The organism is Pareuzebyella sediminis (assembly GCF_008367235.1).
Classification (GTDB): Bacteria; Bacteroidota; Bacteroidia; order Flavobacteriales; family Flavobacteriaceae; genus Pareuzebyella; species Pareuzebyella sediminis.
This window is the reverse complement of sequence record NZ_VTZS01000001.1, coordinates 847,694-867,574: the sequence shown is the minus strand read 5'-3', so window position 1 is coordinate 867,574 and position 19,881 is coordinate 847,694. Positions and strand designations below refer to the sequence as shown.

Sequence of the window (19,881 nt, the reverse complement as noted above, 5' to 3'; positions counted from 1 at the left end):
TGTACTTCAAATCGCGTACAGCCCGATTAAAAGTAAAAATACGATAAATTAGTAAATATAAATTTCAATTGTCACCATTTGTTAATTTTGTAGCTGCCATGAATGGCATTACGATCTGATATTGAGCCAGCTACTTACTTGATGTTGAAATTGACGAAAAATAGACTCTAGGTTTTCATTGGATAGTTTTCTGTCTACCTTTTCAATTTGTAAATAGGAATCCGTTTCAACTTCCGCATCGTTCAGCTTCCCGGTACTACTTTTCAAATTGGCAGCGGCTTGTTTTTCTTTTAAAGCATTAAGTTCCGCTTCCATCGCCTCTAAATCTATTCCATGAACATACTTATCATATAACTTAATTCTGATAAAGTATACAAAAGGGATTACGACCATACAGACAGGCAACAGCCATAAGAGGTTTTTTGTGTCAACGAATTTATCATTGTTATAGAACACTTCAAAAATTTGAAAGGCATACATCAATAGGGGAATCAGAATGACATGATACCACCAATGTTTACAGGTTAAAAACCAAATAAAAAGAAGTAATAGGGGAACCATTTTACCCAAAAGAAACCATGCATAGGTATTCAGGTCGAAAAATCCATTACTATCAATTTCGATACCTAAAAATTGAATGGTAGCTTCAGGATCCCTAGGGAAATATTCGTGTAACTTGAAAATAAAAGGAGAAATTATAATCAGAAATAAGGCAATAGATTCAACTATAAAGCGCGTTCTGATTTTTCTTTTGTCCTTAGAAGGTCTTTTCATCGATAAAACAAGTCTAGGATTACGATTGTAACGAAAAAAAGGGTAATTTATTGATTACCCTTGTAAAAAAAAATAAAATAATGCTTTTAAGACCAGCTTTCTGAACTTCGCAAGAAATTAAAAATCAATTTATTGATCCTCTTTTCTATTGCTGGTTCTAATTTTTGATCGGTCTACCGACTGCGTATTTGCTAAATCTACCTTAGAAAAATCCACAGACTTTCTATTAGTGGTTCTAATTTTTGTACGGTCAACTCCTTGTTCGTAAACTGCATCATCTTGGGAAATATCACTAGTTTCACAAGATACAGTTGTAAGGGCAACACAGGCTACAAGGGCAAATGCAAATTTTTTCATTTTAAGGGGGTTTTTTAGTTAAAAATTGATTGTTCTGTGCTTCAAAAGTAGGAAAAAAATGACTAACACAGTGTTATTTATCGAGAATAATGTGCATTTCATCCGATAAATGATGCATTTTGTCGAAAAAGACGTAGCCTAAACAATAAATAGATATCTACAACGATGGTTGCCCGGTCTTTTTTTGATTTTATTTCAATTCCCTAAAATAAAGTAAGTTCTCTAGTGTTCGCATCGACAATTTCGATTCTTATTTCAGAGGCATCTACGGGAATAAAGGAGGAGATTTTTTCAGGCCATTCAATAAATATCCAGACATCTTGATCGAGATACTCTTCAAAGCCAAGGTCAAGGGCTTCCAGTTCATCATTTAAACGGTAGAAATCGAAATGATAAGCCAAAATGTCACCATTTAAACCTTGGTATTCATTGACGATGCCAAATGTCGGACTACTTCCAGTATCAATTGCACCCAATTCCTTCACCATCGATTTTATCAGTGTAGTCTTGCCCGCTCCCATTGGGGCGTAGAAACAAATGGTCTTGTTAGATACATTTGCTAAAATATGCTTGGCAATATGGGGTAGTTCATTTTCGATGTAACGTAGAGTCATAGACAAATCTGAAAATTATTTGGGATCCAGAACTATAAACGGAATAATCATTTCTTCTAGGGAAATGCCACCGTGTTGGTACGTATTCCTATAATAGCTAACGTAGTGGTTAAAATTGTTAGGGTAGGCAAAAAATAAATCGTTTTTCGCAAAAATATAAGAACTACTCATATTGATTCGAGGTAAATGGAATGCGGAAGGATCTTTGGCGGCAAGCACGTCTTTATCTTCATAGGTCAGGCTTCTTCCTGTCTTATAGCGTAAGTTTAGACTGGTATCTTTATCCCCGATTACCTTCGAGGGTTGTTTCACGTTGATGGTACCATGGTCTGTAGTGATAATGAGTTTCATCCCCATTTGCTGTGCCTGTTGTATGATTTCCAATAACGGGGAATTCTTGAACCAACTTTGGGTCAATGACCGATAAGCCTTGTCATTGCTTGCAAGTTCTTTTATCACTTCCATTTCGGTTTTGGAATGTGACAACATATCTACAAAATTGTAAACGATTACCGTGAGGTCATTGTTTTTTTGTGATCTGAAATTCTGCGAGAGATGCTTTCCTTGTTTGAGGCTACTGATTTTATGATAAGCCCAATTTATATCCAGCCCCAACCGCTTTATTTGAGCATTTAGGAATTGCTCTTCGAAAAGGTTTTTACCTCCTTCCTCGGTATCGTTTTTCCACCAATCAGGATGTCTTTTTTCCATATCCAGGGGGGTGAGTCCAGAAAAAATGGCATTCCGTGCATATTGTGTAGCCGTCGGTAAAATACTGAAATAGGAGTCCTCCCTATTCTTTTTATAAAAAGCAGCTACACTATCTTCAAAGGCATACCATTGGTCATATCGTAAATTATCTATAACGACCATTAGGGTAGGGGCATCTTTTATTTCAGGTTGTACCCATTCCCTAAAAAGGGTGTGCGACATTACAGGGCCATCACCTTCGAACCAACCCATGTAGTTTTGGGCCACAAACTTTCCGAAATGGGTATTGGCTTCGGACTTTTGTGCTTCTAAAATCTCGACCATGCTTCCATCTTCGGTTTCTTCAAGTCTTAGCTCCCAATAAATTAGTTTTTTATAAAGTTCGACCCACTCTTCTACCGAGTTTACAGAGGCCAAGTCCATGGCAATTTTACGGAACTCTTGTTGATAATTGGCGGTGGTTTTTTCGGAAACTAATCTAGAATGATCTAAGTTTTTTTTAAGGGATAGTAATATTTGATTCGGATTTACCGGTTTAATAAGATAATCGGCAATTTTCGAACCGATAGCCTCTTCCATAATAAATTCCTCCTCACTTTTAGTTATCATAACTACAGGAAGGGAACTGTCTATGACTTTAATTTCGTGGAGTGTTTCAAGCCCTGAAATTCCAGGCATGTTTTCATCGAGGAAGACAATATCGACCCGTGTTCTTTGTAATTCTTGCAAAGCTTCTTGTCCGCTTTGGCATGTGATAACCTCATAATTCTTTCCTTCTAAAAAAATAATATGTGGCTTCAGCAGGTCGATTTCGTCGTCAACCCATAAAATGGTTATTTTATTCATTGGTCGTACGGGTTAATTTGAATCTTTACAAATTTGATCGATTGTGCTAGGCGTTTGTTCGATTTTGTATGATTCTTTGTAAGGTCATAGGACTTATGATGAACTGACACGATGTTCTCAAATTATTGATTTACCAGATTCAATTTGTATAACTTTGCGATTGTAACTTTTAGCAAAGCAGTTTTAATTTTGTCGAAATCAAAAAAGCTCAAAGTATTCAATGATCCAATTTACGGATTTATTACAATTCCCGATTCGCTAACCTTTGAGCTTATCGCACATCCGCATTTTCAGCGGCTACGTAGAATTTCCCAAATGGGTCTTTCCTATTTGGTCTATCCAGGGGCACACCATACTCGGTTTCATCATGCATTGGGTGGAATGCATCTCATGCAGCAGGCCGTGCAAGTACTTCGTTTTAAGGGGATTGATATTACACAAGAGGAAGAACAGGCTTTATACTGTGCAATACTGCTTCACGATATAGGACACGGCCCCTTTTCACATGCTATGGAGCACAGCCTAGTAGATGGTATGAACCATGAGTATATTTCCGCGCAGTTCATGCATTCTTTAAATGAAATCTTTAACGGAAGTTTAACGTTGGCGATAGAGATTTTCAGGGGTCAGTGTAACAAACCCTTTTTAAACCAGTTGGTGTCGAGCCAATTGGACATGGATAGGCTTGACTATTTAAAAAGGGATAGTTTTTACACCGGTGTGGCTGAAGGCAATATCAATGCCGAACGCCTGATTACCATGTTGAACGTATGCGAAGGAGCCTTGGTTGTCGAGGAAAAAGGCATTTACTCGGTCGAGAAGTTTCTGATGGCCAGAAGGTTCATGTACTGGCAAGTGTATCTTCATAAAACAGGTATCGTAGCCGAACAACTACTGATACGAATACTGAGGCGCTCCAAGGAACTTTTGGACAAACAAGTACCGTTAGAATGTAGCGCCTCTCTAAGGTTTTTTCTCGAAAACAGAATAAACAAGAATAATTTCGGCAAGGAATCCCTAGAAATTTTCTCCAAATTAGACGACGTAGATATTTTATCCGGCGTCAAAACATGGGTTGATCATTCTGACTTTATTCTGTCGAGTCTCTGCAAAATGGTTATCAATAGAAAGCTTTTGAAAATCAAGGTGAAGAATAGGCCTATTCAAGAAGAAAAAGTACAAAAACATATTGGTCGTATAATACGGACGTACCGACTCAAAGACCATGAGATTCAATATTTCGTATTTACTGGTACTATAGATAATACGGCGTACGATAGATATCATCAGAATATCAATATACTTAGAAAAAATGGAACCTTGGTAGACGCAGCGAAGGCTTCCGACCATTTGAATTTGGAAGCACTTTCGAAAAAGGTAACCAAATATTATATCTGTTATCCTAAAGTTTCTGTTTAACAATTTTTCTTACTTTTGTGCACATGGTATTCACGGCAGGTCAAATTGCGGGTATTTTAGGGGGGGAGCTCGAAGGAAACCCTGAAATTGCCGTTCATAAATTAGCCAAGATCGAAGAGGGTGAGGAGGGCTCGCTGACATTTTTGGCAAATCCAAAATACACCTCGTATATCTATTCTACCAAGGCGTCGATTACTATTGTCAATAAAGACTTCACGCCGGATCAAAACCTAAAAACCACACTGATTAAAGTTGAGGATGCCTATGAGGCGTTTTCAAAGATTTTGGAATATTATAATCAGGTAAAAAACAATAAGGTAGGTGTCGAATCACCTGTATTTCTTTCAGAAAGTGCTACTTATGGATCCGATTTTTATTTGGGTGCTTTTTCTTATCTGGGTAACAATGTGACGATAGGACACAATGTGAAGATATACCCCAATGTGTATGTCGGTGATAATGTAAAGATTGCGGATAATGTTACCATTTTTGCCGGCGCCAAAATTTATTCCGAATCGATTATCGGAAAAAACTGTGTGATTCATAGCGGAGTCATTATCGGCGCAGATGGATTCGGCTTCAGTTCTAATAAGGAAGGAGAATTCCAAAAAGTACCACAGACAGGCAATGTGGTTTTAGAGGAAAATGTTGACATAGGTGCTGGGACCACCATTGACCGGGCAACTCTAGGTTCTACATTTCTACGTAGAGGAGTGAAGTTGGATAATCAGATTCAAATAGCCCATAATGTGGAAATTGGCGAGCATACGGTAATCGCTGCACAAACCGGAATTGCTGGTTCTACAAAAATTGGAAAAAGGTGTATGATCGGTGGCCAGGTCGGTATCGTAGGGCACATCACCATAGGTGACAATGTCAAGATTCAGGCACAATCCGGTATAGGACGAAACGTAAAGAGTAATGAAGTGCTACAAGGATCCCCTGCTTTTGGATATGGCGATTACAATAAGTCATACGTATATTTCAAAAAATTACCCACGATTTTAAATAGAATTGACGAACTCGAAAAAAATTACAGCGAGCGATACAAAAATGAAACAGAGAACCATTAATAAGGAGATTATCCTTAAAGGTGTCGGGCTCCACACCGGTGCCGAAGTTACCATGAAATTTGTTCCTGCCCCTGAAAACCATGGGTATGCCTTTAAAAGGGTAGACCTGGAAGGAGAACCGATTATTGAGGCCGACGCCAATTATGTGGTGAATACCCAGAGAGGAACAAATTTGGAAAAAAGAGGGGTCAAGATTCAAACGTCCGAGCATGTACTGGCAGCCTTGGTTGGAATGGAAATAGACAACGTTCTGATTGAGCTCGATGCTCCTGAACCTCCTATTATGGATGGTTCTTCCAAATATTTTGTGGAAGCCTTGGAAATAGTTGGTGCCAAAGAGCAGGAGGCGGAACGTGAAGAATATGTGGTAAAGGACGTTATTTCATTCAAGGACGATGCTACCGGAAGCGAAATTACAGTTATTCCTGCAGATACATATCAAGTGACCACGATGGTCGATTTCGGAACCAAGGTGTTAGGAACGCAAAACGCGACCCTTAACAATCTTTCGGAGTTTAAAGATGAAATAGCAGATGCACGGACCTTCAGTTTTCTACATGAGTTGGAAATGTTATTGGAAAACGGACTCATAAAGGGTGGTGATCTGAACAATGCCATTGTATATGTCGATAAGGAGATTTCTGAAGATACGATGCAAAAGCTTGAAAAAGCCTTTGATAAAAAAAAGCTATCTGTTAAACCCAATGGTATTTTGGATAATCTGACCTTACATCAGCCCAATGAGGCCGCTAGGCACAAACTGTTGGATGTAATCGGCGACTTGGCATTAATCGGTACACGAATCCAAGGAAAGGTAATCGCCAATAAACCAGGTCATTACGTGAACACCCAATTTGCTAAGAAATTAGCTAAGATGATAAAATTGGAAAAGCGTAATAGCGTGCCTAAATATGATTTGGATAAACCTCCATTGATGGATATTCACCAAATCATGGCAATGTTGCCACATCGCCCCCCTTTCTTGTTGATCGATAGAATATTGGAACTTTCCGACACCCATGTAGTAGGCATGAAAAACGTCACCATGAACGAACCGTTCTTCGTAGGACATTTTCCTGGGGCTCCCGTTATGCCGGGAGTTCTTCAAATAGAGGCTATGGCACAGACGGGAGGTATTTTGGTATTAAGTACGGTGCCTGACCCTGAGAATTATCTCACACTTTTCATGAAAATTGACAATGTAAAGTTTAAGCAAAAAGTCTTACCGGGAGACACTTTGATATTCCATTGTAGTTTGATTTCGCCCATTCGAAGGGGTATCTGTCATATGCAGGCCTATGCCTATGCAAATAGCAAGCTGGTCTGTGAAGCCGAGATGATGGCACAAATTGTAAAAAAGAAGTAGCATGAACCAGCCTCTGGCTTATATACATCCTGGCGCAAAAATCGCTAAAAACGTTGTGGTAGAGCCTTTTACCACAATTCATAACAATGTGACTATCGGTGAGGGCACTTGGATCGGTTCTAACGTAACCATTATGGAGGGTGCCCGCATCGGAAAGAATTGTAACATTTTTCCTGGAGCGGTTATTTCCGCTCCTCCCCAGGACCTTAAGTACAACGGAGAAGATACTACGGTAACCATAGGGAACAATACGACCATTCGAGAATGTGCCACCATTCATAAGGGTACCTCTGATAGACATAAAACGGTTATAGGCAAAAATTGCTTGATTATGGCTTATTGCCATGTAGCACACGATTGCATTGTTGGCGATAATTGTATTTTTTCGAATAATTCTACCTTGGCAGGCCATGTGACGATTGGTAATAATGTAATTCTGGCAGGATTGGTGGCAGTTCATCAATTCGTTGCTGTGGGCCAACATGCCTTCGTAACGGGAGGATCTTTAGTACGAAAAGATGTGCCTCCGTTCGTAAAAGCGGCACGGGAGCCCTTATCTTACGTGGGTATTAATTCTGTGGGCCTACGAAGAAGGGGGTTTGTCTCTGAAAAAATACGTGAGATCCAAAATATTTACCGTATTCTCTATCAAAAGAACTATAACAATACCCAAGCGACTCAAATCATTGAGGCAGAAATGGAAGCAACACCCGAAAGGGATGAAATTCTTCAATTCATTCGAGACTCCCAAAGAGGAATAATGAAAGGATACTTCAGTAATAATTGAGGAGAGACCCTTTTACCGGATATGGTAAAGTGACAACCGAGATTAAATATGGACAAGACCGAACCTAGCAAGGCTTAGTATGTAAATAGAATGTTGGGGTGCTGTTTTAAAAAAGTAACAAAAGGTATAATAAAAAATTATAGGATGATTTTTCTAACCGTTTTGACGACTTAGAATAATTATGCGGCATCTTTAAAGGAAATAAATAAATTTGAATAAACAAGTTAAAAAAGTATGGCTACAACATCCGACATTAGAAAGGGATTGTGCATCAGGTACAATAACGACATTTATAAAATTATCGAATTCTTACATGTGAAGCCCGGTAAGGGCCCTGCATTTGTACGTACAAAATTAAAGAGTCTTTCCAACGGAAAGGTTTTAGACAATACTTTCTCTGCTGGGCATAAGATCGAAGATGTACGGGTGGAGACGCGATCGTATCAATATTTGTATTCCGAAGGGGAAACGTATCATTTTATGAATACTGATGACTATAATCAAATTACGTTACAAGAGAGCGCCTTAGATGCCCCAGGATTGCTTAAAGAAGGCGAAATCGTTACCATACTCTTCAATACGGAGGATATGATGCCACTTTCGATTGATTTACCGGCAAGTGTGGTCTTGGAAGTAACCTATACCGAGCCCGGTGTAAAAGGGAATACGGCAACCAATGCTACGAAACCGGCCAAAGTAGAAACAGGGGCAGAGATAAACGTACCTCTTTTTATCAATGAAGGTGATAAGATAAAAATCGATACATCGAGCAGCTCTTATATGGAGCGTGTAAAAGAGTAGATGTATACTGTATCTTTTGTATCGTATGACTATCTATTTTCAGGCAAATCTTCTTCATTTTAAACGTATTAGTTGAAATTTCAGAATCCACATACCCTTAAACAAATTGCTGAAATCATAGGTTCCGAATATGTTGGGGCTGATGATTTTCCTGTTTTGGGAATGAACGAGATTCATGTAGTAGAACATGGGGATATTGTTTTTGTCGATCATCCAAAATATTATGATAAGGCATTGTCTTGCAAAGCCTCCGTGGTTCTGATCAACAAACAGGTTGAATGTCCCGAAGGAAAGGCATTGCTGATCTCAGAAGATCCTTTTAGTGATTTCAATACATTGACCCGGCATTTTAAACCCTTTGAAAAAGCATTGAGTGCTATCGCCACTTCTGCTAAAATCGGTAAAGAAACTATAGTTCAGCCCAATGTATTCATTGGGAACAATGTGGAAATAGGAAATCACTGCCTAATTCATGCCAATGTGGTTATTAATGATAATTGCCGAATTGGGGATAACGTAATCGTTCAGGCCGGCGCAGTTATTGGATCCGATGCCTTTTATTACAAAAATAGACCTGCCGGTTTTGATAAATTGATTTCAGGTGGAAGGGTTGTTATTGAAGATGATGTAGAAATCGGGGCACTCTGTACCATTGATAAAGGGGTGACTGGAGATACTACGATCAAAAAGGGATCTAAGCTCGACAATCAAGTACATGTGGGGCACGATACGGTCATTGGCAGAAAATGCCTTATTGCGTCCCAAACAGGAATAGCGGGCTGTGTGATTATTGAAGACGAGGTTACCCTTTGGGGTCAAGTGGGAACAAATAGCGGTATTACCATCGGTAAGAAAGCGGTGATTATGGGGCAAACTGGTGTGACCAAATCCGTTCCAGGGGGTAAAAGTTATTTTGGCACTCCGATAGAGGAGTCTCGGGAGAAGTTAAAACAATTGGCATATGTAAAGAAGATTCCTGACATTTTAAAGAAAATCGGGGAATAATTAAAAGATAATTCCTTTAGAAATCGTCTGCAATCCTATATTTTTGTGCTTTGTGATGAAACACAATTTGTAGAGCTGAAAAACCACTAACGAATAACTTATAAGAATGAGCGTTTTAGTCAATAAAGATTCCAAAATAATTGTACAAGGGTTCACTGGAAGTGAAGGCACGTTTCACGCTGAACAGATGATTGAATACGGTACCAATGTGGTAGGAGGAGTGACCCCCGGCAAAGGTGGGCAAGAACATTTGGGAAAGCCTGTTTTCAATACTGTAGAAGAAGCAGTTGAAAAAGTGGGAGCCGATACAACCATCATCTTTGTACCTCCTGCATTTGCAGCCGACGCGATTATGGAAGCAGCTAGCGCTGGAATTAAGGTTATCATTACAATTACCGAAGGTATTCCGGTAGCCGATATGGTAAAGGCTTTTAACTATTTGAAAGACAAAGATTGTCGTTTGGTAGGGCCAAACTGCCCAGGGGTCATTACCCCAGGAGAGGCAAAAGTGGGTATTATGCCAGGTTTTGTATTCAAAAAAGGAAACGTAGGTATTGTCTCAAAATCAGGAACCTTGACCTATGAAGCCGCTGATCAAGTAGTACGTCAGGGGTTGGGTATCACTACCGCCATAGGAATTGGAGGTGACCCTATCATTGGAACCACAACAAAAGAGGCCGTTGAGCTTTTGATCAACGATCCCGAAACTGAGTGTGTGGTGATGATCGGTGAAATCGGTGGACAATTGGAGGCCGATGCCGCCAAATGGTACAAGGCAAGTGGAAGTAAGAAGCCAGTAGTGGGCTTTATCGCCGGTGAGACTGCACCTGCCGGAAGAACGATGGGACATGCAGGAGCTATAGTCGGAGGGAGTGACGATACTGCCCAAGCGAAAAAGAAGATAATGCGCGAACATGGCATCCATGTTGTGGATTCCCCCGCGGAAATCGGTTTGAAAGTAAAGCAGGTGATGTCATAGATATTGGCCTGATTTTTACAAAAACTTTAAATCCCATTTTTTCCGAATCTACAGGAATCTTTGGGATTTTTTTCTTTCAAGCCAAAACAACGACTATATTTGATGGTATGTCAAAATGTATCTTTCAGTCTGGGCATACTTTGCAAATACCGATAAATTGTTAATTCGGATGGTTATAAAACTTTAGATTAAAAATGAAATTGTTAGAAGGAAAAATTGCAATAATTACAGGAGCAAGCAGAGGTATTGGAACCGGTATAGCCAAGGTATTTGCCGAACAGGGAGCAAATGTGGCCTTTACCTATAGTTCTAGCGAAGGTCCTGCTTTGGAGCTTGAGAAGGAATTGACCCAAATAGGAGTAAAGGCCAAGGCTTATAAGAGTAATGCTGCGAGCTTTGAACAAGCCGAAACCTTGGTGTCTTTGGTTCTAGAGGATTTTGGCGGGGTCGATATACTGATAAATAATGCGGGTATAACTAAAGACAATCTGTTAATGCGCATGTCTGAAAAAGATTTTGATACGGTTATCGAGGTCAATCTAAAATCGGTTTTTAATATGACCAAAGCGGTACAGCGAACCATGCTCAAACAAAGAAAGGGCTCAATCGTTAACATGAGCAGTGTGGTCGGCGTAAAGGGCAACGCAGGCCAGACCAATTATGCGGCCTCAAAAGCGGGAATGATAGGTTTCACAAAGTCCGTGGCTCTTGAATTAGGTTCACGAAATATTCGGTGTAACGCCATTGCTCCCGGTTTTATTGAAACCGAAATGACCGACAAACTTGATGAAAAAACGGTTCAAGGCTGGCGCGATGGTATCCCTCTCAAACGTGGGGGTACCCCAGAAGACATTGCGAATGCCTGTTTGTTTTTGGCCTCCGACCTATCTTCATATATCACGGGCCAAGTACTGAATGTAGACGGGGGAATGTTAACCTAGCTGTTGGTTCTGTAGAGGTGAAGGGCTCAAAACTTCTAACCCAAGACTTTAATGAGGACAATTTTTAATGAATACCCAAACGGTTCTTTTACTACTTCTTGCCGCAGTCGTCTCTTTGAGCCTAGTGGTATTTCAGTATTATTATGCGAACAAAAGAAAGGATAATCTCCGTTTCTGGCTCTCCGGTTTACGATTTATCGTATTTTTCGGTGGTTTTGTATTGCTCATCAACCCCCAATTGACCAAAATCGAATATCAAACAGAGAAAGCCAATCTCCTAGTTTTAATAGATAATAGTAGTTCCATATCCCAATCAGAAGGCACCGTAACTGCTTTTCTAGATGCATTGACTGAAAGCACAGAAATAGGGAATAAATTTGAGGTTCAACAATATAGGTTCGGTACGTCAATAGAAAATTCCGACAGTCTCACCTTTGATGACACGAATACAAATATTTCCAGTGCCCTAAATACATTGAAAGAAATTTATGCAAGTACAAATTCTGTAATTTTATTAGTATCTGACGGCAATCAAACTTTAGGGCGCGATTATGAATATATCGACGACGTACGATTTCCGATTTACCCTATTGCAATAGGCGATACCACTCGGTATGAAGATTTGGCTATAAAGCAGGTTAATGCCAATAGGTATGCTTTCTTGGATAATAAGTTTCCTATTGAGATTCTAGTTTCCTATGAGGGTGATGAAGATATTACCACGCCACTTAATGTCTCCATAAACGGAAGCACAACCTATCGTGAAACGGTTTCACTTTCGAAAAATACTAAGGCAAAAATAATCAATGTACTGCTCGACGCGAATTCCGTGGGGGTTAAGACCATTGAAATATCTACTGGCACCCTTCCAGGAGAGCGCATAACGGCGAACAATAAGAAGAGTATAGCGGTCGAAGTGATTGATGAAAAAACGAACGTTACTATTATTTCTGAGTTTCTCCACCCAGATTTAGGTGTTTTGAAAAAGGCGATCGAGAGTAATGAACAGCGATCGGTTTCCATTTTCACCCCTAAAATAAACGCTGAGATACTTGGGCAAACTGATCTGTTTATTCTTTATCAACCAACACCTGCTTTTAATGGGATCTATGATTTTATTAAGCAGAATAAAGTGAATATGTTCACGATAACGGGTGAACAGACCGATTGGAATTTCTTGAATTCTATTCAAAAACGCTTCGCAAAAAAGGATTATGCGCAAACTGAAGAAATTGAACCGATATTGAATCCTGCGTTTGGTCTTTTTGATCTGCAAGACTTTTCAATAGAAGGTTTTCCACCCTTGCTCAGTAGCCTGGGAGAAATATCTTTGAACGGGCCGAATGACATTGTAATGACACAAAAAATTAAGGGGATATCCATAGAAGAGCCACTATTGGTCGTTTTTAAAGATAATACGGATAGGGAGGCCGTGCTCTTCGGACAGAATATTTGGAAATGGCGTATGCAGACGTATAGAAATGACCAATACTTTATAAAATTTGATGATTTCTTAGGAAAAATAATACTCTACCTTACGACCAACGCTACACGTGATAGGCTTACCATAGATTATAATTCGGTTTATGAAGGAAGTAGTGAGGCGCGAATTTCAGCGAGCTATTTTGATGACACCTTTGTTTTCGATGGTAATGCTACGGTTGTTTTGATTTTTAAAAAACAACAAGGGCCACAAAATGTTGAAATCCCCATGCTTTTAAAAGACGGGTACTACGAAGCCGACTTAAGTAGTTTATCACCTGGTAAGTATGATTTTAGGGTTTCGGTCAATAATGGGAACATTTCAAAATCTGGAAGTTTTACCATCCTTGATTTTGACGTGGAGCAACAATTTCTGGCTACCGATTATAGAAAATTAGAACGTTTGGCACAAAGTACAGGTGGGCAGCTTTATTTTCCCTCGCAAACTGAGCAAATCTTGGAGCGTTTAAAAACGGACAATCGCTTTGTACCAATACGGAAAGGCATTCAAAATATCGTATCTTTGATAGATTTCTGGATTTTGCTTGCAATTATCACTACTGCCCTGACATTAGAGTGGGTTATAAGGAAATATAACGGATTAATTTAAAAAGAAAATAACATGGACAAACTACCAAAAATCGCCTTACCGGCAATTTTTATTTTAATTGTATTGATAATATTAATTTCAAAATCGGCCGTAACCATAGGCTCTGGTGAGGCCGGCGTACTTTATAAGACCTTTGGTGGTGGGGTAGTTACAGATGAGCCACCACTGGGCGAAGGTTTTCATATCGTAGCCCCTTGGAACAAGGTTTTTGTGTATGAGGTAAGGCAACAAGAAGTATTTGAGAAGATGCAAGTACTTTCGTCGAATGGTCTAGAGATTAAATTGGATGCTTCGGCTTGGTTTCAACCAAAAAGAGAATTCCTGGGAAAATTACATCAAGAGAAGGGAACTGATTATGTTTCAAGGGTATTGTTGCCTACGATACGATCGGCTGCAAGAAGCGTCGTGGGTCGATACACTCCAGAACAGTTATATTCAAGTAAGAGAGATGCCATTCAGGCCGAAATCTATGAAGAAACCAAGAAGATAGTCGACGGTCAATATATTCAATTGAACGAAGTGCTGGTCAGGGATGTAACTTTGCCACCGACAATTAAAGAAGCTATTGAACGTAAATTGAAGCAGGAACAGGAATCATTGGAATATGAGTTTAGATTGGTAACTGCAGAGAAGGAGGCTCAAAAAGTGCGTATAGAAGCGCAAGGTAAGGCCGACGCCAATAGAATATTAAGTGCCTCATTGACAGATAAAATATTGCAGGATAAAGGCATTGACGCTACTTTAGAACTTTCTAAATCACCCAATGCAAAGGTCGTCGTTGTGGGTAGTGGAGATTCAGGACTTCCTTTGATTTTAGGAAATAATTAAAATAAATTTGGTCGGTAAAAATTTAGTTTTAATTTTATGTCCGAAATGAAAAACGAAAATACACACCATCATTTTTATTCTTGCTCTCAAGCGAGGTAAAAGTGTATTGTAGTATTACAAGATATGAAAACCCGTTTGAGCAATCAAACGGGTTTTTTTAATTCTCTCACGTTATTTGCGCAAGTAAAGGAAGAGTTAAGTACAAAGTACATTTTTGACCTTTAAAACCATAATTAAAAAAATGAAAATCAGGATTGCCATTCAAAAATCAGGACGATTAAATGAAGATTCGCTACAGATACTCAAAGACTGTGGTATTTCAATAGATAATGGAAAAGATCAGTTAAAGGCGTCTTCACGAAACTTTCCCTTAGAGGTATTTTACCTAAGGAATGGAGACATCCCTCAATATTTAAGGGATGGTGTGGTCGACATCGCAATTATTGGTGAAAACGTACTCATCGAAAAAGGGGAAGATATTTCCATTGCCGAAAAATTAGGTTTTTCAAAATGTAAGGTATCCCTGGCGATTCCAAAATCGGTCAAATATAATACGGTGCAAGACTTTGAGGGTAAAAGAATCGCAACCTCTTATCCGAATACGGTCAAAAACTATTTAGATAAAAAAGGGGTAAATGCCGATTTACATATTATTAACGGATCGGTAGAAATAGCACCCAATATTGGTTTGGCCGATGCCATCTGTGACATCGTCTCTAGTGGAAGCACCCTCTTCAAGAACAATTTAAAAGAGGTGGAGGTAATGCTGCAGAGCGAGGCCGTTTTGGCCGTATCTCCTAGAATATCAGAAGAAAGGATGGAGATTTTAAAAAAGCTCCAGTTTAGGATTCAGTCGGTACTAAAGGCCAGGAATTCAAAATATGTACTGTTAAATGCCCCCAACGACAAATTGGATGAAATTTTGGCGTTGTTACCGGGTATGCGAAGCCCTACGGTCCTGCCATTGGCGGAGAAAGGGTGGAGTTCGGTACATACGGTGATCAATAAAGATAAGTTTTGGGAAGTTATCCATGAATTGAAAAAGTGTGGGGCAGAGGGAATTTTGGTGTGCCCTATTGAGAAGATGGTTGTCTAGACCTTTTAAAACCAGGTAAAATTTTTGCTTAAAAAGAGAATCCCAAAAATAAATGGAAGTTGAAATTCGCCTTATCGAAAAAGAAAAATTAGAAATGATCATTCCGCTTTTGGCCCGTTTGAATCCTAATATTCAGATGAACGTTTTAGAGCACCGGTTGGTAGAAATGAAATCGCAGGGGTATCAGTGTGTAGGTATTTTTGAGGGAAATATACTGGTGGGCATATCGGGAATTTGGTTGTTGACCAAATACTATGTAGGAAGGCATATTGAACCCGATAATGTTTATATTTTGCCCGAGTATCGTGGAAAAGGCCTTGGTGAAAAGCTTATGGAATGGATTTTTGAATATGCGAAATCGCAAGGATGTTCAGCTTCCGAATTAAACTGTTACGTAAAGAACAAGGCTGGACAACGCTTCTGGAAACGCCAGGGATATAAGATTTTAGGGTACCACTATCAAAAACAATTGTAGCATGAAAAAAATTTTTAACCCTGATAGAAATGATTGGGCCGATATACTTCGGAGACCTACAAGAACCGTTGCGGATATTGAAGCTACCGTGGCCGATATTTTCAGGGAGGTACAATCAAATGGGGATGATGCCTTGAGAAGATATACTCAAAAATTCGATGGTGTCGGTCTAGAAACTTTGAAAGTGACCCATGAAGAAATTGAAAATGCTGTATCACAGGTTCCCGAAGTACTTAAAGATGCGATCGATCTAGCCAGAAAGAACATTTTGGCATTTCACGAGGCGCAAAGAACCGAGAAGATCGAAATTGAAACCATAAACGGGGTCTTCTGTTGGCAGGAAAAAAGGCCTATACAAAAAGTCGGTCTTTACATACCTGGAGGTACGGCGCCGTTATTCTCTACCATATTGATGTTGGCCGTTCCCGCTACTATTGCCGGTTGCGAGAAGATAGTTTTGTGTTCACCCCCGAACAAGGAAGGGAAAATAGACCCTGCCATTTTGTATACGGCGAATCTTTGCGGGGTCACCCAAATTTTTAAAGTGGGCGGAATTCAGGCTATAGCTGCTATGACCTTTGGCACGCCCCATATTCCCCAAGTCTACAAAATATTCGGTCCGGGTAATCAATATGTCACCGTAGCTAAACAATTGGCCACAAAATTCGGTGTGGCTATAGATATGCCAGCCGGACCTAGTGAACTTTTGGTGGTCGCTGACGATACGGCAAACCCCGCCTTCATTGCATCCGATTTGCTAAGTCAGGCCGAGCATGGTGTAGATAGCCAAGTCATATTGGTTTCGACTTCTAAAGCACTCTTGGATAATGTCGAATGGGAGGTCGAATTGCAGTTAAACGAATTACCTCGCAAGGAAATAGCGCAAAAATCCATTGCAAATAGTAGGTTGATATGGGTAGAAGATCAAGATGTGGCAATGGACCTTATCAATGAATATGGCCCAGAACATTTTATAGTGTGTGTGGGTAATGAGGACTTCTATATTGAGAATATTAAAAATGCAGGTTCGATATTTATTGGGAATAATACTCCTGAAAGCGCGGGTGACTATGCTTCCGGTACAAACCATACCCTGCCGACCAATGGGTACGCAAAACAATATAGCGGTGTTAACCTTGATAGCTTTATGAAGAGCATGACGTTTCAAAGAATTACAGCGGAAGGTATTATAAATATTGGGCCTTCCATCGAAATAATGGCCGAAGCCGAAGGATTGCATGCTCATAAAAATGCCGTGAGTTTGCGATTAAAGGAATTAAAAAACTAAAAATAATTTTACAACTACTTAAAGCTACGAGCCAAAAAAAGTGAATATTTTTTGAATTGAACCATGCTTGCAAAAAAGGCCGGACTAGTGATAGAATTAGGTATAGTATTCCTTTTGAAAGTATATAAAAATGATTCTTGGCCAGAAATCTAAGTGTTAGATATCGGGCTCGTATTCGATAGAAAAATGAAAAAAGAATTTGACATTGAAAATTTAATCCGGAAGAACGTCAGAGGTCTCAAGCCCTATTCTTCTGCGCGAGATGAATATGTATCCGACGGTTCACCCATGGTGTTTCTTGATGCCAATGAAAACCCCTTTGAGAACGGTGTTAACCGGTATCCCGATCCACAACAGAGAAGCTTGAAGCAAGAGCTAGCGAATAAAGAAGGATTAGAGCGAGGAAATATCCTTTTGGGAAATGGTAGTGATGAAGTACTTGACCTCATTTTTCGTGCTTTTTGTGAGCCTTCCGTAGATAATGTTATTACACTGCCCCCGACCTATGGTATGTACGCTGTATTGGCCAACATCAATGATGTCGAAAATCGAGAAGTATGGTTGACCGAAGATTTCGAACCGGACGTGGACAAGATTTTGGATGCTGCCGACTCGAAATCGAAGATTTTATTTTTGTGTTCTCCTAACAACCCGACAGGCAACAGCTTTTCTAGGAAGAGTATCGTAAAATTGCTTGAAAATTTTCGGGGACTCGTCGTAATAGACGAAGCCTATGTTGATTTTTCGACGACAGAAAGCTGGATTTCTCATTTACAGCGATTTCCGAACCTTATAGTGACCCAGACCCTGTCTAAGGCCTATGGAATGGCCGGCATCCGCTTAGGGATCTGTTGGGCTTCCTCTGATATCATTGCCATTTTAAACAAAATAAAACCGCCCTACAATGTAAACGAACTTACCCAGCAAAAGGCATTGGAACGTGTAAGGGACACAGCTTCGGTAAATAGCGAAGTATCACGTATTTTAAGAGGTAGAGAACGTTTGGTAAAGGCCTTGAAGAGTATACCCTTTGTAGTATACGTACATCCTTCGGATGCCAATTTCGTTCTAGCGAAGGTCGACAATGCCGATAGACGTTACAACCAAATATTGAAGGCCGGGGTTGTGGTACGAAATCGTACCACTCAGCCTTTGTGTACCGATACGTTGCGATTTACCGTGGGAACCGAAGCGGAAAATGAAAAATTGATCGAAGTTTTAAAATCATTACAATGAAAACCGATAGAGTAAAAAAAAGGGTCTTGTTTATCGATAGGGATGGTACCATTATCAAGGAAACGGCCGATGAGCAAATCGATGCTTTCGAAAAAATGGTTTTTTATCCAAAAGCGTTCACCTTTTTGGGGAAAATTGCCAAAGAACTCGATTATGAATTGGTCATGATCACAAATCAAGATGGATTGGGCACGGAAACCTTTCCAGAAGATACATTTTGGCCCGTGCATAATTTTATTATAAAATCTTTTGAAAATGAAGGAGTGGTTTTCGATAAGGTTTTTCTAGATCGGACGTATCCGCATGAAAATGCAGATACAAGAAAACCGGGCACAGGCCTATTGACGGAATATTTTTCCGAAGCCTATGATTTGGAAAATTCTTTTGTTATCGGAGATCGATTGACAGATATGGAATTGGCGAAGAACCTGGGGTCGAAAGGTATTTTTATAAACGACAATACCCATTTGGGTACGGGGGAAATCAGTGTGAATAAAGAGGAACTGAATACTGTAATAGCCTTGGAGAGCAATGACTGGCAAAAGATTTATGAGTATTTAAAACTTGAGAATCGTATAGGGGAAACCCACCGTAAAACCAATGAGACCGATATTCGCGTCAAAGTAAATATCGATGGTACGGGAAAAAGTGACATCCATACAGGACTGTCTTTTTTTGACCATATGCTCGACCAGCTCGCGCGCCACGGCCAGATGGATTTGGAAATTGCCGTAGATGGTGATCTTGAAGTTGATGAACATCATACTATCGAGGACACGGCCATTGCATTAGGAGAGGTTTTTTATAGTGCATTGGGGAATAAAATGGGCATAGAGAGATACGGATTTTGCCTGCCCATGGATGATTGTTTGGCCCAGGTCGCCATCGACTTTGGGGGAAGAAATTGGCTGGTATGGGACGCCGAATTTAAGCGTGAAAAGATTGGTGACATGCCCACAGAAATGTTTTATCATTTTTTTAAGTCCTTTACGGACGGAGCCAAGGCGAACTTAAACATCCAAGCTGAAGGTACCAATGAACACCACAAAATAGAAGCTATCTTTAAAGCCTTTGCAAAAGCGATTAAAATGGCGGTAAAAAGAGATGCAGAAAAAATGGTGTTGCCCAGTACGAAAGGGGTTTTGTAAAATAGATGGAAAAGTTTGGGAATGATTTTTAAATGGATGAAACTT

Annotated in this window: 19 protein-coding genes; 15 read left to right on the top strand and 4 right to left on the bottom strand. The window is 39.8% G+C overall.

Going from position 1 to position 19,881, the window contains the following annotated elements:
• Positions 1 to 108: 108 nt before the first annotated feature.
• The 4 genes from F2B13_RS03550 to porX all read right to left on the bottom strand — a co-directional run bounded on the left by F2B13_RS03550 (position 109) and on the right by porX (position 3,302).
• On the bottom strand, positions 109 to 774 hold the full coding sequence (locus F2B13_RS03550) for a hypothetical protein (protein WP_149275902.1): 666 nt from the start codon (positions 772 to 774) through the stop codon (positions 109 to 111).
• Between the two features lie 129 nt (positions 775 to 903).
• Complete coding sequence (locus F2B13_RS03545; RefSeq protein ID WP_149275901.1) at positions 904 to 1,131, bottom strand: hypothetical protein; 228 nt, start codon at positions 1,129 to 1,131, stop codon at positions 904 to 906.
• 203 nt (positions 1,132 to 1,334) lie between these two features.
• Positions 1,335 to 1,745, bottom strand: a complete 411-nt coding sequence (gene tsaE / locus F2B13_RS03540) for a tRNA (adenosine(37)-N6)-threonylcarbamoyltransferase complex ATPase subunit type 1 TsaE (RefSeq protein ID WP_149276424.1) — start codon at positions 1,743 to 1,745, stop codon at positions 1,335 to 1,337.
• Positions 1,746 to 1,760: 15 nt separating this feature from the next.
• On the bottom strand, positions 1,761 to 3,302 hold the full coding sequence (gene porX, locus F2B13_RS03535; protein ID WP_149275900.1) for a T9SS response regulator signal transducer PorX: 1,542 nt from the start codon (positions 3,300 to 3,302) through the stop codon (positions 1,761 to 1,763).
• A gap of 189 nt (positions 3,303 to 3,491) precedes the next feature.
• Here porX and F2B13_RS03530 point away from each other — a divergent pair, with 189 nt between their 5' ends.
• The 15 genes from F2B13_RS03530 (at position 3,492) to hisB (ending at position 19,836) form a co-directional block, all read left to right on the top strand.
• A complete protein-coding gene (locus tag F2B13_RS03530) occupies positions 3,492 to 4,721 on the top strand; it encodes an HD domain-containing protein (protein ID WP_149275899.1) in 1,230 nt (409 codons plus the stop codon).
• 23 nt (positions 4,722 to 4,744) lie between these two features.
• Positions 4,745 to 5,794, top strand: coding sequence for a UDP-3-O-(3-hydroxymyristoyl)glucosamine N-acyltransferase (gene lpxD / locus F2B13_RS03525; protein WP_149275898.1), 1,050 nt, complete (start codon positions 4,745 to 4,747; stop codon positions 5,792 to 5,794).
• Positions 5,775 to 7,160: a bifunctional UDP-3-O-[3-hydroxymyristoyl] N-acetylglucosamine deacetylase/3-hydroxyacyl-ACP dehydratase gene (locus F2B13_RS03520; protein ID WP_149275897.1), complete on the top strand. Its 1,386-nt coding sequence runs from the start codon at positions 5,775 to 5,777 to the stop codon at positions 7,158 to 7,160. Before lpxD ends, F2B13_RS03520 begins: the two co-directional genes overlap by 20 nt.
• 1 nt (position 7,161) lies before the next feature.
• Positions 7,162 to 7,947 carry an acyl-ACP--UDP-N-acetylglucosamine O-acyltransferase gene (lpxA, locus tag F2B13_RS03515; protein WP_149275896.1) on the top strand — a complete coding sequence of 262 codons (786 nt, stop codon included), beginning with the start codon at positions 7,162 to 7,164 and terminating at the stop codon, positions 7,945 to 7,947.
• 234 nt (positions 7,948 to 8,181) lie between these two features.
• Positions 8,182 to 8,748 (top strand): elongation factor P, encoded by a 567-nt coding sequence (gene efp, locus F2B13_RS03510; RefSeq protein ID WP_149275895.1) that lies wholly within the window; start codon positions 8,182 to 8,184, stop codon positions 8,746 to 8,748.
• A gap of 72 nt (positions 8,749 to 8,820) precedes the next feature.
• Positions 8,821 to 9,753 carry a UDP-3-O-(3-hydroxymyristoyl)glucosamine N-acyltransferase gene (locus F2B13_RS03505; protein ID WP_198439803.1) on the top strand — a complete coding sequence of 311 codons (933 nt, stop codon included), beginning with the start codon at positions 8,821 to 8,823 and terminating at the stop codon, positions 9,751 to 9,753.
• A gap of 106 nt (positions 9,754 to 9,859) precedes the next feature.
• Complete coding sequence (gene sucD, locus F2B13_RS03500) at positions 9,860 to 10,732, top strand: succinate--CoA ligase subunit alpha (RefSeq protein ID WP_149275894.1); 873 nt, start codon at positions 9,860 to 9,862, stop codon at positions 10,730 to 10,732.
• A 194-nt stretch (positions 10,733 to 10,926) separates the two neighbouring features.
• Positions 10,927 to 11,673 carry a 3-oxoacyl-[acyl-carrier-protein] reductase gene (fabG, locus tag F2B13_RS03495; RefSeq protein ID WP_149275893.1) on the top strand — a complete coding sequence of 249 codons (747 nt, stop codon included), beginning with the start codon at positions 10,927 to 10,929 and terminating at the stop codon, positions 11,671 to 11,673.
• A 67-nt stretch (positions 11,674 to 11,740) separates the two neighbouring features.
• Complete coding sequence (locus tag F2B13_RS03490; RefSeq protein WP_149303250.1) at positions 11,741 to 13,765, top strand: vWA domain-containing protein; 2,025 nt, start codon at positions 11,741 to 11,743, stop codon at positions 13,763 to 13,765.
• A gap of 12 nt (positions 13,766 to 13,777) precedes the next feature.
• Entirely contained in the window at positions 13,778 to 14,593 is an 816-nt protein-coding gene (locus F2B13_RS03485) for a prohibitin family protein (protein WP_149275891.1), read from the top strand.
• 241 nt (positions 14,594 to 14,834) lie between these two features.
• Positions 14,835 to 15,689: an ATP phosphoribosyltransferase gene (gene hisG, locus F2B13_RS03480; RefSeq protein ID WP_149275890.1), complete on the top strand. Its 855-nt coding sequence runs from the start codon at positions 14,835 to 14,837 to the stop codon at positions 15,687 to 15,689.
• Between the two features lie 52 nt (positions 15,690 to 15,741).
• Positions 15,742 to 16,164 carry a GNAT family N-acetyltransferase gene (locus F2B13_RS03475; RefSeq protein WP_149275889.1) on the top strand — a complete coding sequence of 141 codons (423 nt, stop codon included), beginning with the start codon at positions 15,742 to 15,744 and terminating at the stop codon, positions 16,162 to 16,164.
• Between the two features lies 1 nt (position 16,165).
• Positions 16,166 to 17,452, top strand: coding sequence for a histidinol dehydrogenase (hisD, locus tag F2B13_RS03470; RefSeq protein ID WP_149275888.1), 1,287 nt, complete (start codon positions 16,166 to 16,168; stop codon positions 17,450 to 17,452).
• A 186-nt stretch (positions 17,453 to 17,638) separates the two neighbouring features.
• Entirely contained in the window at positions 17,639 to 18,688 is a 1,050-nt protein-coding gene (gene hisC, locus F2B13_RS03465) for a histidinol-phosphate transaminase (RefSeq protein WP_149303248.1), read from the top strand.
• Positions 18,685 to 19,836: a bifunctional histidinol-phosphatase/imidazoleglycerol-phosphate dehydratase HisB gene (gene hisB, locus F2B13_RS03460; RefSeq protein WP_149303246.1), complete on the top strand. Its 1,152-nt coding sequence runs from the start codon at positions 18,685 to 18,687 to the stop codon at positions 19,834 to 19,836. Before hisC ends, hisB begins: the two co-directional genes overlap by 4 nt.
• Positions 19,837 to 19,881 lie beyond the last annotated feature (45 nt).